We start from the raw sequence: 15,885 nt of genomic DNA, 5'->3' as shown, positions 1-15,885 counted from the left end.
AGGATCAACTTATGAGATGGGGTATTGGTATGAATACAATAAGAAAGCTGTTTTTTATCTGTTTAGCTGTCTTTATACTAGGAGCGAGTGCAAGTCCTGCGTTGGCCGAAACAAAAGCTAATTCGTCGTCTTCAACAAGAAACGAACGTTTAATGCGATATGGACTGCAACTGCTTGAATATCAGAAGAGGGTGCACGATGGACTTTATAAATTTAAAGGGACCCCTTACTGGGATGAAATCCAACAGCAGGATGTTGAATCCGTGCACAAATTCCGTGAGCAATTAGCTTCCCTGGATGGCAGCAACCCGGAGGATGTAGCCTTGCTTGATCCCATTTGGAATCGGATGAAGGATCAGTTTAAGCCGCAGGAGCAGGCCAAAGTGAAAGAAGGGATCTTTTGGCTGTTCAAGAGCCTGGCAACATTGCATTATGGGGATACTTCACAATTGATTCAGATTTATAAGGATAGTCATAAACATCAGGCTACTTTGGGTTTACTAGCAAGAAAAGCGGGTGTGAAGGAACCTGTGACCATCGAGGATATGGCCGAATTTCTTGTAGGTAATGAGAAGTTCAAAGGGCTCAGGGGAATTACAAAAGAGGATGCTCAAGTTATTATAGGTCGTGGGTTCTATTATAACCTTTTGGATTGTCTAGAGGAAATGTTGAATCAGCCCAATGTAAATGAAAATCCGATTGCAAAAATATGCAATTACTTTCAATTAGCCTCAATGGATACACAACAGGTGTTAGTAGAAACCATTGAAAATTTTATAAGTAAAAGGCTTACGGAACTGGAAGATGCCGAAATGGCCATTGGATTAGCCTATGTCCGTGAGGCCGGCGCGAAGCTAGTCGTAAAGCCCGTTAACGACAGTGAGGCATGGGCAAGTGTATATTTTGATGTCTGGGAGCATTTTTATGTTGATAAGGAAGTCTTCAACCGGGACACTGCTTCAAACTTAGAATACGATCGTTTCTATAGAATTACTCCAGGTAAGGAGACAGGTACCGGAACGATAAAAGCATATATCTACGGGCGGTTCATAGCCGAGGAAAGACTTACATTGAAACGTAAACTAACACCGGATTATTACAAACCTACTAATGGCGATTGGGAGCATACTTTTTATTTTAATTTAAAGGCAACTTGGGAGGACGGTCCGGCAGGGCCTGCAGACAAATATTTATTTTCTTATTACGGCAGAGGGGCTACGGTAGCTGGACGAGAAGAAGTTCAATATCTGCCCTATCAATATCATTCCTTTGAATTTCCGAAGGCCGATTTCAGATTTATAGAAGTCCGTTCTGTATACGGCGATTTTGTAAGCGAGCCAATGATTATTAGAGGTAACCTTCCGTAACCTACACAACAGATGATATCATACGTTCAAATTTAAATACGATGTCTCCATTTCGAGTCTTCCTTAGCTGAATTATGGGCTTTTCACACCGGAATGGTTACATGAAGAAGCCCCGGCATTTGCCGGGGCTTCTTCGTGCATTCAGCCGAGATTGCCGGGGAGGCGCAGCATGACTTTCAAGCCTCCTTCTTCCCGGTTCTCAAACTCAACGCTCACCTTATCTTCACCGTAATAAAGCTTTAAGCGGCGCTGAACGTTCCAAATGCCCAGGTGATTGCTTTCGGTGCTGGGCAATTGTGCCGAGCTTTGTAAAGCATCCAGTTTCTCCGCAGGCACGCCCACGCCGTTATCTTCAATTACTAACCTGAAGCTGCCCTCAGCTTGTTCATCCGGTTCGGCGTAAAGGGAGATCACGAAGGGATTCACTTTCTTCTTAAATCCATGAATAATGGCGTTCTCTACGAACGGTTGAATGGACAAAGGCGGCAGCATTACGGATTTCAACGCTTCAGAGATCCTCACATCGAACACGAGGCTGGTCGGATACCGGTATTTTTGAATATGCAGATAGTTTGTAATATGTTCAATTTCTTCGCGGAGCGGAATTAACTCCTTGTTGCTGGTTGTTACATATCTGAAATAAGCGGCCAATAGGCGTGTCATGTTCTGCACCGAGCTGTAATCACCAAGTTGCGCCATTCCGTTGATGATATTCAGGCTGTTTGCGTAAAAGTGAGGATTAATTTGCATCTGCAGCTGTTTCATCTCCGCCTGCTGAACTCGGAGCTTCTCTTCATAGATAAAAAATTTCAAACTCTTGATCTCGGATACCATCGAATTAAAGGTCATTGTCATGTAATTAAACTCCGTTGAAGCCTTTTCGTGCAGCTGTATATCCAGGTTCCCCTGGGATAATCGGCGCATCCCGTTTACAATATTCTGAATCGGGCGAATGATATGATGCTGCATGAAGGCGATATAAAACAGGATAATGATCAGAATGGCGGCGGGAATGACAAGAATAACCTTTTGGAAGAAGGATAGATTGAGCAGGATGGCTTTGGACGGTAGCATGATGACATAGCGCAGCTCTTGGGAAGAGGATGTCTTGATAAACAGAAGATGCTCGCTGTCATGCAACTTCACAATCGTCTCCAGATCCGGAGGTTGTCCGTCTTCGCGTTCCACGTAATCTTTGATCCAACCAGTCTGCTCCGTTGTTAATCCCCGGTTGGCAAGCAGCGTCCCATCCCTGGCCAATACAGCCGAGTTGTCGATATTCAGCGTTTCAATCAGCCCGTCGAGATTAACCCATGCCCCCAAAATTAGCGTGGAACTGGCGTTGTATAGTCGTATCATATATTGTTTCCCGTCCACATCGACAAAGGCCGTTTCCAACAATCCTCGTCTGGGAATCGGTTGCTTCTGGCTGCGTTCGTTCATTAACTTTGTAGCCGCTTGGAGCTTCTGCTCATAATCGAACGCATTCGTTGACAGCACGGCTTCATTATTCTTGACAGAGTAGAGCATGAACGAATCAATGCCTTTCATATAGCTCAGATTCATGTTGAACTTATTGTTTACACGTACTTTGGTCATTGTATATTCGGTATTGTCAGTAAAGCTTAAATCCATGGCATTCACGTCAAGTTCCTGCTGCTGTACGTTGATCAAATACTTCTCCGTCGCTTCCATCGCCTCATCCACTTGCTTGACGAAGTTAGAGAGCGTAGTTTCATAGCCAAGCGTGACTTGGGTTTCAATAACGTTCCTAGCGTAATAGTTGTTGTAATAGAGAAAGAAAACCAGAGGTGTCAACACGGCGAGAAAGATCACGATAAATTTGGTGCGGACGGATTTAAACATATTCCCGAACTGAGACATTTGGTAGCGCCCTCCTGTGGAACAGCTTTGTGCTATTCCCATTATGGGTGACGCTTTCATTCCGTGTCCAGCCTAATCCTCGGTCTTTTCACAAACATGTCATGATAGTGCTACACCATGTCTTCTCAGCGTTAGATTAGGGGCAAGGGCATTCGGTATACTTGGTTCAAAAGATAGAGAGAACAGGTGAGAACCGATGCAAACGGCGAGAAGTTATTTCAAATATTGGCCTCTATACCTCATGCTGCTGCCTACCACAATCATTCTGATCGTAAACAATTACATTCCCATGTTCGGTCTGTTAATAGCCTTCAAGAATGTGAATTACACTGACGGCATTTTCGGAAGTCCTTGGGCAGGGTTTAAGAACTTTGAATTCCTGTTCCGCACCAATGACGCATGGATCATTACGCGAAATACGCTTCTTTACAATATCGTGTTTATTACGATGAACATTGTCATTGGCGTCTCGTTGGCTATGCTTCTGAATGAGCTCAGGGGGAAGGTTCTTCACAAAATCTATCAAAGCGCCATGTTCTTTCCTTTCTTTCTCTCCATGGTCGTGGTGAGTTATCTCGTCTATGCTTTTTTGAACAGTGAGAACGGTTATATGAATGCCTCCGTCTTCCGCTGGTTCGGTTGGGAGCCCGCCGACTGGTACGCGGATCCAAAGTATTGGCCGTTTATTCTGCCTCTCGTAAATATCTGGAAAAGTATAGGGTATTACATGGTGTATTTCGTGGCTGCGATGGTGACGTTTAACAGTGAATATTACGAAGCGGCAGTAATCGACGGGGCAAGCAAATGGCAGCAAGCGATCCGAATCACCTTACCGCAATTGACTCCGTTGATTGTCATCCTGACGCTGTTGCAGATCGGCCGAATCTTCTACGCGGACTTTGGGCTGTTCTACCAGGTTCCGTTAAATGCCGGCGCAATCTATGAAACAACGAATGTAATCGACACCTACGTCTATCGAACGTTCATAACGATGGGGGATGTGGGCATGTCTTCGGCCGCAGGCTTCTATCAGTCCTTTGTGGGCTTCGTGCTGGTGTTTCTGTCCAACTATATCGTACGCAAAATCAATAAGGATAACGCGCTTTTCTAAGGAGGCTGGCATCATGTTTCAATTCAAGCGGGGCATAAATTCGGTAAGTCCTTTAACCGGAGCCTTCATCCATTTGTTGTTCATTGTCATAACATGCTTATGTTTGATACCCGTATTTCTGGTTATTTCCGTCTCTTTATCCGATGAGAAAACCGTTCTGAGTAACGGCTACAAATTTTTCCCGGAGAAATTCAGTACTTACGCCTATGAGTTCCTGTTCCGGGATTCCAGCCAAATTCTCACCTCCTACGGAGTTACGTTGTTGGTAACGATTACGGGAACCGTGCTTGGCGTTTTAATCATGGCTTTGTACGCTTACCCGATCGCAAGGAATGACTTTCCGCATCGTAAATTGTTTTCGTTTCTGGTATTCTTCACCATGCTCTTTAACGGCGGGTTGGTTTCCTGGTACATGGTGTACGTTAAGATGCTTGATCTGAAGGACAGCTTGTGGGCTTTAATTATCCCTCTCATGGTGGGTCCTTTCTTTGTACTGATATTAAGAACTTTCTTCAAAGGACTCCCTGGGGAGTTAATAGAATCCGCAAAGATCGACGGTGCGGGAGAATTCCGTATTTTCCTGCGGATTGTGCTGCCGTTGTCTACACCCGCATTGGCAACAGTGGGATTATTCACTACCTTGAATTATTGGAATGACTGGTTCATGAGCTTGCTGTACATTACGGACAGCTCCAAAGTTTCTCTGCAATATCTCATGTACAAAACGATGCTGAACATCCAATACCTCACCTCCAACGCACAAGCAGCCCAGGGTGCTTCCCAAGGCGGATCTTTACTGGAAACGCCTTCGGAAACCGTCAGAATGGCGATGTGCATCATAGGCATTGGTCCGATTGTGTTAGCCTATCCGTTCTTTCAGCGTTATTTTGTCAAAGGATTAATGGTAGGGGCTATCAAGGGGTAATAGAGTCGCCCGGCAAGAATCAACAATCAGCTATTCCCAGCTGCGCTGGATAGCATATATGATGGAATAAGAAAAGGGAGGCTCTACCATGAAACAAAGAATGAATGTATTGTTAGGCGCTGTTCTAAGCGTTTCCCTGATGCTGACCGCATGCGGCGGCAACAATGCGAACAACGTTAACGGCACGGGTACGGAAACTAAAGAACCTTCATCGGAAACAACGAAGGAAGAGGGAAAGACAGATGATCTGAAGCCTTATACCATCTCATTCATTTACCCGGGCACGGAGCAGCCGGATGAGAAAGCCGTGGAAGCGAAGATGAATGAAATTTTAACGGAAAAGATTAATGCTAAAGTGGATTTGCAGGCGATCGACTGGGGAGCCTGGAACGATAAGATGAATTTGATGTTCGCTACGGGCGAACCGGCGGATGTTGTGTTTACGGCCAGCTGGAACGGACATTCTCAGAACGTAAAGAAGGGCGCCTTCCTGGAACTTGACGGCTTGCTGGAGAAATACGGCCAAGACATCATAAAGACGGAAAACCCTGATTTCCTGAAAGGAGCGGCTATCAACGGCAAATTGTATGCGATTCCAACCAATAAGGAGATTGCGGCTTCCCGGGGCGTAATTGTCCGGAAAGACCTTGCCGAGAAGTATAAAATGGATTTCACCAGCGTGAAAACATTGACCGATCTGGAGCCTTTCCTGAAGACAATCAAGGACAATGAGCCGGGGGTGACACCTCTGTTTCAATCATCAACCCAAACCATTCCTACTTATATTACCGAATGGGACTCATTAGGAGATGCTTCCATTCCAGGCGCCATCCGTTCCGCCAATACCGAGACGAAGATCGTGAACCGTCTGGAGGACCCGTCCTACCTGGATACGTTAAAGTTAATGCGTTCATGGTATACGAAAGGCTATATTAACAAAGACGCTGCCACGTCTAAGTTGCTGGCGAATGAAACCGCCAAGACCGGTAAGGTGTTTATGTGGCCGGAAAGTTTGAAGCCCGGCAAAGATAAAGAAATGGAAGGATCCGTAGGCTTCCCGCTGACTCAAATTGAAATCACGCCCCCTTACATTACAACCGGGGATACGACGAACTCGATGTTAGGGATCTCCAAAACCTCCGGCAATCCGGAACGCGCCATGATGCTGATCAACCTGTTGCATGTCGACAAAGAGTTGCTGAATCTGTTGGATTGGGGTATTGAAGGAACGCATTATGTGAAGGTATCGGATAATGTCATCAAACTTCCGGAAGGTGCGGATCCGGCGAACCGTCCGTATAATCATGGTTCCGCTTGGATGTTCGGCGATCAGTTCCTTAGCTTTCTGTGGGATAATGAAGATCCTGCCAAGTGGGATAACTTCCGCAAGTTTAATGACAGCGCCAAAGCTTCGCCGGGTCTTGGTTTCACATTCGATCCGGAGCCCGTCAAGTCGGAAATGGCCGTATTGACAAACATCGGGGCGGAATTTACAGCCAGTCTTGAAACCGGTGCGGTTGATCCAGAAGAAGTGTTGCCAAAGTATATCAGCAAGCAAAAAGCGGCGGGATTGGAGAAAGTGATCGCCGAGAAGCAGAAGCAGTTTGATGCGTTCCTAGGTACAAAATAAGCATATGTTGTAGCGTCTTGACCTTTAGGTCAGGGCGTTTTTTATTAAAAAATTCACAGAAATGGTTTTATTCTTCGCAGGGCGGTTAATAGAGAACAGTTCAACTTACCAGAAAATATGAAACTACGAAAACGGAGGATGATGAACATGACGAACAATATTGTAGGCGTATTTAACACAGAACAAGAAGCGGTTAAGGCGATTGAGGATTTGAAAAGTCTAGGATATTCCTCGAATGATATTTCGGTAATCAGCCGCAACAAAGATGACATGAATTATGTAGGTGACATGACAGGCACGAAAGCGCCTGAAGGTGTAGCAACGGGCGCGGCAACGGGCGGTGTGCTTGGCGGTTTGACAGGTTTGCTGGCAGGGATTGGCGCATTAGCGATTCCGGGTATCGGCCCCATCATAGCGGCTGGACCGATTGCGGCTGCGTTAACAGGAGCGGCCGTTGGCGCCGGAGCAGGCGGGATTGTAGGCGGTCTGATCGGCCTGGGTATTCCGGAGGATGAGGCGGAGCGTTATGATGCCTTTGTTAAAGAGGATAAGCTCCTGGTCATGGTGGATGCGGACGGAGATCGCAGAGGTCGCGTATATGACATCTTCCGCAAATACGGCACCCTGAACGCGGATTCATATAACCTGTCTACGGATGGTCGTAGTCTGGATACGAATCAACTTACAGGCGACGAGATCCTAACAGGCCGCAACAATCGTATATAAAATAAAGGACACCTTATAATCACCTAACCAAAGAAGCCCTCTCTCGCGAGAGGGCTTCTTATATGTAGCGTGGAATTTACTTTACAAACAAGGCAACAATCGTTGCGATCGTAGCAACACCGAACATACCGATGAACATCGCGCCGAAACCGAACATCAGGTCGAACAGATCGTCACGCGGTTCCTCATTCGGATGCGATCTCGGATCATTCACGTCATAAACCACTTTATTCATCTGTAACTCCTCCTAGCATTGGGGTGGAATCCTAAGCAGTAATCTATGTAGAAGTTCAAGTTTCACTTTCTGCACAGATCGGGTATTTTATATATAACCAGTATACCCAACCTATGATTGGGTGTAAAGGCTATAACCGTGAACAAAGTGAGGCGGGTTTCGCATAATTTGTTCGGTTATGGTATACTTTACATGTTGAAGTAACTTGTGTTTAATCAGGATAAGGAGGCTTTTCCCATGGCAATTGTGAATGTAACTGACAACTCCTTCAGCACCGAAGTGGAGAGTCAAGGTACGGTATTAGTGGATTTCTGGGCACCATGGTGCGGCCCTTGCAAGATGATCGCTCCGGTTCTTGAAGAATTGGATCAAGAGCTTGGCGAACAAGTAAAGATCGCGAAAGTTAACGTGGATGACAACCCGGAATCGGCTTCCCGTTTCGGCGTTATGAGTATCCCGACGCTAATCGTCTTTAAAGACGGTCAGCCGGTCGATAAAGTAGTAGGTTTCAACTCCAAGGACGGATTGAAGAACGTCCTGAACAAACACATCTAATTGGTAATAGCGAATCATACATGATGGAATCAGGGGGACGGCAGCAACCGTCCCCTTTTGTGTGTCCATTGTCGCAAAATTATAGTAAAGACGACACATAAATGCATTCATTTCAGGGATATATGTATGATATTTTTAATCTATGTCGTATATTTAAAGTTAACTGAGGAGTGATTTTCTTGATTCGCATCGGAATGATTAGCTATTGGCACGTACACGCGGAAGATTATACACGTGAAGTATTAAACCATCCTGACACCGAAATCGTCGCCATTTGGGATGAGATCCCTGAACGCGGAAAAGCCATGTCTGAGAAATACGATGCTCCGTTTATAGAGTCATTGGATGAACTGCTGGGCCGTGATGACATTGACGCTGTTGTCATTGACACACCGACAAACGTACACCGTGATGTTATGGTGAAAGCAGCCCAAGCGGGTAAACACATCTTCACTGAGAAAGTGGTAGCCCCTACACTGAAAGAAGTGAATGAAATTTATGAAGCGGTGAAGAAAGCGGGAGTTACCCTCTCCGTATCCTTACCGCGCCTTTATGATAACTATACACAGCCTATTCGGAAGCTGGTTGAAGAAGGTTCATTGGGCCGCTTAACACAAGCCCGCGTTAGATTATCCCATAACGGAGCTACAGCCGACTGGCTGCCTGCACACTTTTATTCCAAGGAACAATGTGCCGGCGGAGCGCTTATCGATTTGGGCTGCCACCCGATGTATCTGGTAAGGCTGTTCCTGGGTCTGCCGCAAAGCGTATTTGCCTCTTATGGCTACGTGACAGGCAAAGAAGTGGAAGACAACGCGGTGTCCATTCTTTCTTATGAGAACGGCGCGATCGGCATCGTGGAAGCGGGTTTCGTAAACAGTCATTCCCCGTTCTCTATTGAAATTCACGGCACGGAAGGAACTCTGTTCTACGGGTTCCAGAACGGTACGCTGAAGGTGCGCAGTAATCAGCTAAGCGGCGAGTGGGAAGAGATCGCCATCGGAGACCGGTTGCCTACCGCATACCAACAGTGGGTAAGCCACATTCAGAACGGTACGAAACCGGACGAGAATGTAGCTCTGGCGGCAGATCTCACCCGCTTGATGGAAGCTTCCAATCGTTCGGTTACGGAAGGCAGATCGATTCGTTTAAGCGAACTTCAGGCATAAGAAAGATAGGATTGGGAAGAGAGGGGGAGAGGTATGCCCAACAGTTCATTTTCTTTTGCCCGTATGGAAGGAAAGTGGGATGCCTTGGATCGGTTGGATCTGCAATTCCGTTGGGGCGGGTTTGGGATTCGTGTACTGCACTGTCACCTGACCCAGTTTCCGCCGGGCAACCTCATCCCCTTTCATCAACATTCGGAGTTTGAATTGCATTTCATTCCCAAGGGCAAAGGTACGGTAAATCTGGCAGGCGTAGAATATGAACTGCACGAAGGCATGTTCTACATTACGGCTCCCGGCGTGCTGCACCAACAGTGGTCCGATGAGCAGGATCCGATGTATGAGCTGTGTCTCCATTGTGATATTACGCCGTTACCGCAGTCCGTGCATGATGCTGAAGATTGGGGCTTCGGTATCGAACATCGGGAGGCGGAACAATGCATTGAGATGCTGCGGACACTCCCCTCGGTTCCGGTGGCGGATCGGTTTCATGCGATGGGGTGCTTCCTGGACGCCTACAAGGTGTGGGAGGAGCAGAAGATCGGCTTCTATACTTCGCTCAAAGCCGCTATTACGCAAATCCTGCTGCGATCGGTACGCGTGTTTTCAGCGGATGAATATGCCGCCGGGGGAATTCCCGAACGTAACATGTCGGTTCACCGTTTCGAACGCGCGAAGCAGTATATTGATGACAACGCATCCCGGCCCGTGTCATTGGACGAGGTTGCGACTGTGGTGGGCATCAGCCCGAGGCAATTGCAGCGAATCTTTCGCGACGAAGGCAAGATCACCTTTCGGGGCTTGCTGGAGCAAGTGCGGTTGACGCGAATCTGCTCGGATTTATTGACAGGGGATCGGAACGTTGAGGAAATCGCGTTAGCCAACGGATATAATTCGACCAACTATTTATTTCCTGTGTTTAAACAGAAATATGGGATGACGCCCACGGAATATCGCCGGTTGAATCAACAAGCGTGACCCCATCCTGACCCAATAAAATGGAATAAGCTATCGCTCGGAAGAACGTATGATCTGTGTTACAATAGCAGATATACGTTTTTTTGCTCATTGGAAGAGAGGTAGACATGGATGACAGACGACAGCTATCGCATAGCTTTGGCCGAACGCGCCGCCATTATGGAGAAGATTCGTCAGAAACTGGCGTTGTTACCGGATAAACCGGGCTGCTACCTGATGAAGAATGCCGAGAATACTGTAATCTATGTGGGTAAGGCCAAAGTATTGAAGAACCGGGTGCGTTCTTACTTCACAGGAAGTCATGACGGCAAGACGGCGAAGCTCGTTTCGGAAATATGCGACTTGGAATATATCGTAACTTCCTCCAATATGGAGGCGCTGATTTTAGAATGTAACTTAATTAAGAAGTATAATCCACGGTACAATGTGTTGCTGAAGGATGATAAGTCTTTCCCTTATATCAAAATAACGAACGAAGCCCATCCTCGACTGGAAGTTACCCGCAGGGTTGTTAAGGATAAGGCGAAGTACTTTGGCCCTTACCCGAACGCCTACGCGGCTCAGGAGACGAAGAAGCTGCTGGACCGGCTCTATCCTTTACGGAAATGCAAGACATTGCCCGACAAGGTGTGCTTGTATTATCATATCGGTCAGTGCGTGGCTCCGTGCATTATTGAAGTGGAGCCGTCCGAATATGAAGTCATGGTGCAGGAAATATTCAAGTTTCTGAACGGCGGACATCAGCAGATTAAACAGGATCTGACGGTGAAAATGCAAGAGGCCGCGGAAGAATTGAATTTTGAGCGAGCGAAGGAATTGCGGGATCAGATTCAGAATATCAATGCCGTGATGGAGAAGCAGAAGATTACGATGAACGACGCGGTGGATCGCGATGTGTTCGGGTACGCGGTGGATAAAGGCTGGATGTGCGTACAGATTCTGTATATGCGTCAGGGCAAAATGATCGAGCGTCACGCCTCCACCTTCCCCTTCTACGGGGATGAGTATGATGATTTCACTTCGTTTGTGACGCAATACTACAGCAACAACCCGGCATTACCGCGTGAAATTTTTCTGCCGGCGCGGCCGACAGAAGAAGGCGCGGAGCCGGCAGCCGAGCTGCCGGCGGACGGTACGAAGCCGCCATCCGCGTGGGTGCTGGCCGCGGCGTTGGATGCGGCAGCAAGCGAGGAACCGGAAGCGGGGGCACAGCCCGAAGCTATAGACACTGCCGAGACGGACACCGAAGAAGGCAAGTCGGATGTGAAAGAAGCGCTGGAGAGCTGGCTGAAGGTGAGGGTACATGTACCGCAACGGGGCCTGAAGAAGCAAGCCGTGTCCATGGCGATCGACAATGCGCGAGTCGCATTGGAGGAGAAGTTCCGTCTGATTGAACGGGATGAGCAGCGCACCGTGAAGGCGGTGGAGAACTTGGGCGATTGGCTGGGCTTAGGCCCGATTCGCCGCATCGAGGCGTTCGATAACTCGAATATCCAGGGTTCGGACCCCGTCTCGGCGATGGTCGTTTTCATTGACGGCAAGCCGGACAAGAAGGAATATCGTAAATATAAGGTCAAGACCGTTCAAGGCCCCGATGATTACGAAACGATGCGTGAAGTCATCCGGCGCCGGTATGAGAGGGTGCTGAAGGAAAACCTGCCAAGACCCGATCTGATCGTTGTGGATGGCGGCAAAGGGCAGATCTCGTCAGCGATTGATGTTCTCGAGAATGAGCTGGGCTTCTACGTGCCGGTCTGCGGACTCGTGAAGGATACGAAGCATAAGACTTCGCAGCTGATGATCGGCGATCCTGCCGAGATTGTGCCTTTGCAGCGCGACAGCCAGGAATTCTACCTGTTGCAGCGCATACAGGATGAAGTGCATCGCTTCGCCATCTCGTTCCACCGGGAAACGCGGGCGAAGTCGATGGTCGTCTCGCAGCTGGACGCGATTCCGGGCATCGGCGAGAAGCGCCGAAAAGCGATGCTGAAGCATTTCGGCTCGCTGAAGAAAATTAAAGAGGCCGGAATTGAAGATTTCCGGCCTCTGGGTATCGGGGAAAAGTTAGCGAATCAGATTCTGACTTCGTTGAACGGTGTTTCCGAAACAGAGCCGGATAGCGAGGCCGAGGTGACCTCAGCAAACACGGACCCTACACCGGATCAAGCGTTGGCGGTGACGCCGGAGGAACGGGAGACTTCCTGAACCTGCGGTGCAGCACGTATATCACATAGGCAACGATAGCGGGCATTGCGATATGAGCGATGCCCGCTATCGCGTTTACGCCGCCAAAACTCAGGATGGATAAACCCATTAACAAGGAATCCATCACGGCGTGAGCAAACAATGCGGTGATAAAGCCGTACTTCAGGAATACATAACTGAACACTAAACCTATAATCACGAGCTCAATCACACGCGTGTATGTTGGATAGATTGGATATTGCGTATGCCCGAAAGCCCAGAATAAACTTGGGATTACCGCGGCGATCATCGGATTGCGGAAAATTTTCATAAACAGGGCAATGCCGAATAACCGGTACACGGCTTCCTCTTCAATGGCCGCTCCCCAGGCAACGAACGGGAAAACCCACAGCCATATCATGTTATAGGGGGAGGAGGAAGGATCAGTCGTGTTCCATACATGGAAGATCTGGCCTTCCGCGAGAAACAACACCTGTTGCAAACCCAAGATAGCTAAAGCAATGAGGTAACCGTTCTTCATAGCGGTCATGACATGGTCACCGTAATCCGCTTCCTTCCACCTTGCCCATGGCGTGTACCCTTGAGCGCGCCATAATTGATCGCCGGAAATGAAAGAGAAGTAGAGCATGACGGACATGGCCGCGAACAAAACATTCTGAAATATCATAACAGCGCCAATGGCTTGCTCTGTAGCGTTATCCCCCAGCATGACCTTGTAGGCGGGAACCATATTGGCATTGTTCGCCGCGTTGACTATGAAGAAAACAGCGGTGAGAAAAATTCCGCGGGTGAAGGAAACTTGTTTACGGTTCAGGATTACGAATACAATGGCCGCGATCGCCATTAGAAATCCGGTTAGCAGGTTGCCTGCGTACGTCATCCAGGCTGCAGCCCGATCCTGTTTCTCCACCCAGGCTGTATGAGCTTCCGGTATTGAGAAAGACGGTAGGAAGGACGTCACTTGATTGTTGTCGGTACCGATACTTAAAGAAAGTCTAGCGTCTCCAATCTGTACTTTCGGCACGTCAAATCGGTACGTGCCTTCCTCGGATTGCGACTTGTCCAGCTGAACCTCGGAGGGTTGGAAGCCTTGCTCACGTAATAACCGTTGTGCCGCTTGAAGTCCGTTACCACTGTCGACGTGCGGCAATGAGGTCGTCCATGAGGATACCTTGCCGCTGGTTAAGTGCACATGAATATGGTATCGGCGATTGCTGGCAGAAGATACTTCCACTTGAAAGTATTCTACAGGGTACTTCTGTACCAGTTGCTTTGAGTATGTATCAAACAGATCTTCGCGTTGCAGGTATCCTATGAAGTCTTTCTGCGCCTGGTAAGAAACCACGCTTTTTAAAGCTTCATTCTCCTTGTATTGTTTAATTACAAACCGCTTTGCCGCGATTGCCGCTTTAGCCTTGGAAATAGGGGGCTTCAAATCCTGTTCCGATAACTGTCCTGTAAACAGAGGCCACCAATTCGTCGCCACAAAGATCATGACACCGACTATTGCCAACCATTTCAGTATGGAAGGACCTTCGCGTTTAGTCTGAGATAAGTTCATGGATGTCTCCTTAGGAATAATGATATTTTTAAAAGTAACATACAACTACGGGATAAGAAAGTTAGTGATTGTATTGTTCCCGGATCTGGCATTATAATCTGAGTGGATTGACTATGATTCAATCCTGTCGGGCTAGGTTAGTAAACTAGAAATGATTGTGCAAAGCAACACAACGAAGAGGTGAAAGATCATTGATGAAACATATGGACCTGTTGAAGCTGAGTCCTCCGCGAATTCTGGTTACGGGCTTTGCTTTAATTATTTTGTTAGGCGGGATTCTGTTATCTCTTCCTGTCTCCGCGGCCCCGGGAAAAGCACCGCTGCCTTTTATTGATGCTTTATTTACTTCCACGTCCGCAACCTGTGTTACGGGGCTGGTCGTGGCCGATACGGGAAGGGATTTCTCCACCTTTGGACAAGTCGTGATTATGCTGCTGATCCAGGTCGGGGGATTAGGATTTATGACCATGGCTACATTGGTGGCTTTGGCGTTAAAGAAGAGGATATCTCTTCGTGAACGTCTTATTCTGCAAGAGGCCCTCAATCAGAGTTCCATGGAAGGGATCGTAAGATTAATTCGTAAAGTAATCATTTATTCCCTTACGATTGAAGCTGTTGCTGCTATTATCTTTACAATTCGGTGGTCGTTTGATATGTCATTCGGACGCGCCGCTTATTTCGGAATGTGGCATGCCGTCTCGATGTTCAACAATGCCGGGTTCGATTTATTCGGCGAGTACAAGAGCTTGACCGGTTACGTTGATGATTTCGTCATTAACGCGGTTGCCATGGCCTTAATTATTCTGGGAGGCATCGGCTTTATCGTCATGTCCGACGTCATGGATTATCGGAATCGCCGTAAATTATCATTGCATACGAAAGTGGTTCTGAGTTGTACGGCGTTCCTGATTTTATTCGGCGCTTTAGTTATTTTCATCTTTGAGTATTCCAATCCGAAGACGTTGGCGACGCTTGGCTTTGGCGGTAAAATACTCGGATCGTTCTTCCAATCGGTTACCCCCCGGACGGCGGGAGCGAACACGTTGGATATTGCCGGTTTACGGCAGGCGACGCAATTCTTCATCATTATCTTAATGTTTATCGGCGCTTCCCCTGGTTCGACAGGGGGCGGGATTAAGACCACAACGTTTACTACCTTGATCGCCGGGATTATTGCCATGATTCGCGGGAAAGAAGATATCGTTCTCTTTCGCAACAGGCTTGCGAAGGATCGGGTGCTTAAAGCGCTGACCATTACAATGCTTGCTTTAATATTAGTCATCTTTGTTTCCATGCTTCTGTCCACGACGGAGGATTACAACTTTCTGATGATTCTGTTTGAAGTTACTTCCGCGTTCGGTACGGTGGGGCTGTCCATGGGATTAACCATTCATTTAACCGTATTCGGCAAAATCATGATTATGCTAATGATGTTTGCAGGCCGGTTGGGGCCGCTCACACTCGCCTATGCGATTCAACCAAACAAAGAGAAAGAGCTTTACAGGTATCCTGAAGGAAAAATCATTATTGGATAAGGAGTCG

General features: G+C 47.6%; 13 protein-coding genes. 10 read left to right on the top strand and 3 right to left on the bottom strand.

Translation table 11 applies throughout. The features are described 5' to 3' along the window. The first annotated feature begins 29 nt into the window (after positions 1-29). Complete coding sequence (locus tag SY83_RS07600) at positions 30-1,367, top strand: hypothetical protein (RefSeq protein WP_157279813.1); 1,338 nt, start codon at positions 30-32, stop codon at positions 1,365-1,367. Positions 1,368-1,508: 141 nt separating this feature from the next. Here SY83_RS07600 and SY83_RS07595 read toward each other — a convergent pair whose 3' ends face one another. Next, positions 1,509-3,251, bottom strand: coding sequence for a sensor histidine kinase (locus SY83_RS07595; protein WP_068605656.1), 1,743 nt, complete (start codon positions 3,249-3,251; stop codon positions 1,509-1,511). Positions 3,252-3,447: 196 nt separating this feature from the next. On the opposite strand from SY83_RS07595, the gene SY83_RS07590 reads away from it, so the two are divergent. The 4 genes from SY83_RS07590 (at position 3,448) to SY83_RS07575 (ending at position 7,643) form a co-directional block, all read left to right on the top strand. Next, complete coding sequence (locus tag SY83_RS07590) at positions 3,448-4,362, top strand: ABC transporter permease (protein ID WP_068605654.1); 915 nt, start codon at positions 3,448-3,450, stop codon at positions 4,360-4,362. Between the two features lie 13 nt (positions 4,363-4,375). Continuing rightward, positions 4,376-5,287: a carbohydrate ABC transporter permease gene (locus tag SY83_RS07585; RefSeq protein WP_068605653.1), complete on the top strand. Its 912-nt coding sequence runs from the start codon at positions 4,376-4,378 to the stop codon at positions 5,285-5,287. Between the two features lie 88 nt (positions 5,288-5,375). Beyond that, a complete protein-coding gene (locus SY83_RS07580) occupies positions 5,376-6,917 on the top strand; it encodes an ABC transporter substrate-binding protein (protein WP_068605651.1) in 1,542 nt (513 codons plus the stop codon). Between the two features lie 147 nt (positions 6,918-7,064). Beyond that, positions 7,065-7,643 carry a general stress protein gene (locus SY83_RS07575; RefSeq protein ID WP_082882381.1) on the top strand — a complete coding sequence of 193 codons (579 nt, stop codon included), beginning with the start codon at positions 7,065-7,067 and terminating at the stop codon, positions 7,641-7,643. Between the two features lie 76 nt (positions 7,644-7,719). Here SY83_RS07575 and SY83_RS23045 read toward each other — a convergent pair whose 3' ends face one another. Beyond that, positions 7,720-7,878 (bottom strand): YqzM family protein, encoded by a 159-nt coding sequence (locus tag SY83_RS23045; protein ID WP_157279812.1) that lies wholly within the window; start codon positions 7,876-7,878, stop codon positions 7,720-7,722. A 237-nt stretch (positions 7,879-8,115) separates the two neighbouring features. Between SY83_RS23045 and trxA the strand changes: the two genes are divergently transcribed. The 4 genes from trxA (at position 8,116) to uvrC (ending at position 12,782) form a co-directional block, all read left to right on the top strand. Continuing rightward, positions 8,116-8,433: a thioredoxin gene (gene trxA, locus SY83_RS07570; RefSeq protein ID WP_068605648.1), complete on the top strand. Its 318-nt coding sequence runs from the start codon at positions 8,116-8,118 to the stop codon at positions 8,431-8,433. Positions 8,434-8,612: 179 nt separating this feature from the next. Next, the gene (locus tag SY83_RS07565; RefSeq protein ID WP_068605646.1) at positions 8,613-9,602 is read left to right on the top strand and encodes a Gfo/Idh/MocA family protein; all 990 of its coding nucleotides are present in this window, start codon (positions 8,613-8,615) and stop codon (positions 9,600-9,602) included. 33 nt (positions 9,603-9,635) lie between these two features. Next, the gene (locus SY83_RS07560; RefSeq protein WP_068605644.1) at positions 9,636-10,577 is read left to right on the top strand and encodes an AraC family transcriptional regulator; all 942 of its coding nucleotides are present in this window, start codon (positions 9,636-9,638) and stop codon (positions 10,575-10,577) included. 111 nt (positions 10,578-10,688) lie between these two features. Further along, positions 10,689-12,782 (top strand): excinuclease ABC subunit UvrC, encoded by a 2,094-nt coding sequence (uvrC, locus tag SY83_RS07555; RefSeq protein ID WP_068605641.1) that lies wholly within the window; start codon positions 10,689-10,691, stop codon positions 12,780-12,782. Here uvrC and SY83_RS07550 read toward each other — a convergent pair. After that, entirely contained in the window at positions 12,730-14,343 is a 1,614-nt protein-coding gene (locus SY83_RS07550) for a CPBP family intramembrane glutamic endopeptidase (RefSeq protein ID WP_068605640.1), read from the bottom strand. The two genes, uvrC and SY83_RS07550, sit on opposite strands and share 53 nt — an antisense overlap. Before the next feature lie 194 nt (positions 14,344-14,537). Between SY83_RS07550 and SY83_RS07545 the strand changes: the two genes are divergently transcribed. Next, entirely contained in the window at positions 14,538-15,878 is a 1,341-nt protein-coding gene (locus tag SY83_RS07545) for a TrkH family potassium uptake protein (RefSeq protein WP_068605637.1), read from the top strand. Positions 15,879-15,885: the final 7 nt, after the last annotated feature.

It is taken from the genome of Paenibacillus swuensis (assembly GCF_001644605.1).
In the GTDB taxonomy this organism is placed as follows: domain Bacteria; phylum Bacillota; class Bacilli; order Paenibacillales; family DY6; genus Paenibacillus_N; species Paenibacillus_N swuensis.
Note: the sequence above shows the minus strand (reverse complement) of the source record. Positions and strands in the feature narration are given on the sequence as shown.

What these genes read in the sequence shown, in the direction of transcription:
- SY83_RS07590 (WP_068605654.1), top strand. Translation starts at nt 3,448, where the DNA reads ATGCAAACGGCGAGAAGTTATTTCAAATATTGGCCTCTATACCTCATG.
- SY83_RS07580 (WP_068605651.1), top strand. Translation starts at nt 5,376, where the DNA reads ATGAAACAAAGAATGAATGTATTGTTAGGCGCTGTTCTAAGCGTTTCC.
- SY83_RS07560 (WP_068605644.1), top strand. Translation starts at nt 9,636, where the DNA reads ATGCCCAACAGTTCATTTTCTTTTGCCCGTATGGAAGGAAAGTGGGAT.
- SY83_RS07595 (WP_068605656.1), bottom strand. Translation starts at nt 3,251, where the DNA reads ATGTCTCAGTTCGGGAATATGTTTAAATCCGTCCGCACCAAATTTATC.
- SY83_RS23045 (WP_157279812.1), bottom strand. Translation starts at nt 7,878, where the DNA reads ATGAATAAAGTGGTTTATGACGTGAATGATCCGAGATCGCATCCGAAT.
- SY83_RS07585 (WP_068605653.1), top strand. Translation starts at nt 4,376, where the DNA reads ATGTTTCAATTCAAGCGGGGCATAAATTCGGTAAGTCCTTTAACCGGA.
- SY83_RS07545 (WP_068605637.1), top strand. Translation starts at nt 14,538, where the DNA reads ATGAAACATATGGACCTGTTGAAGCTGAGTCCTCCGCGAATTCTGGTT.
- SY83_RS07550 (WP_068605640.1), bottom strand. Translation starts at nt 14,343, where the DNA reads ATGAACTTATCTCAGACTAAACGCGAAGGTCCTTCCATACTGAAATGG.
- SY83_RS07600 (WP_157279813.1), top strand. Translation starts at nt 30, where the DNA reads ATGAATACAATAAGAAAGCTGTTTTTTATCTGTTTAGCTGTCTTTATA.
- SY83_RS07575 (WP_082882381.1), top strand. Translation starts at nt 7,065, where the DNA reads ATGACGAACAATATTGTAGGCGTATTTAACACAGAACAAGAAGCGGTT.
- uvrC (WP_068605641.1), top strand. Translation starts at nt 10,689, where the DNA reads ATGACAGACGACAGCTATCGCATAGCTTTGGCCGAACGCGCCGCCATT.
- trxA (WP_068605648.1), top strand. Translation starts at nt 8,116, where the DNA reads ATGGCAATTGTGAATGTAACTGACAACTCCTTCAGCACCGAAGTGGAG.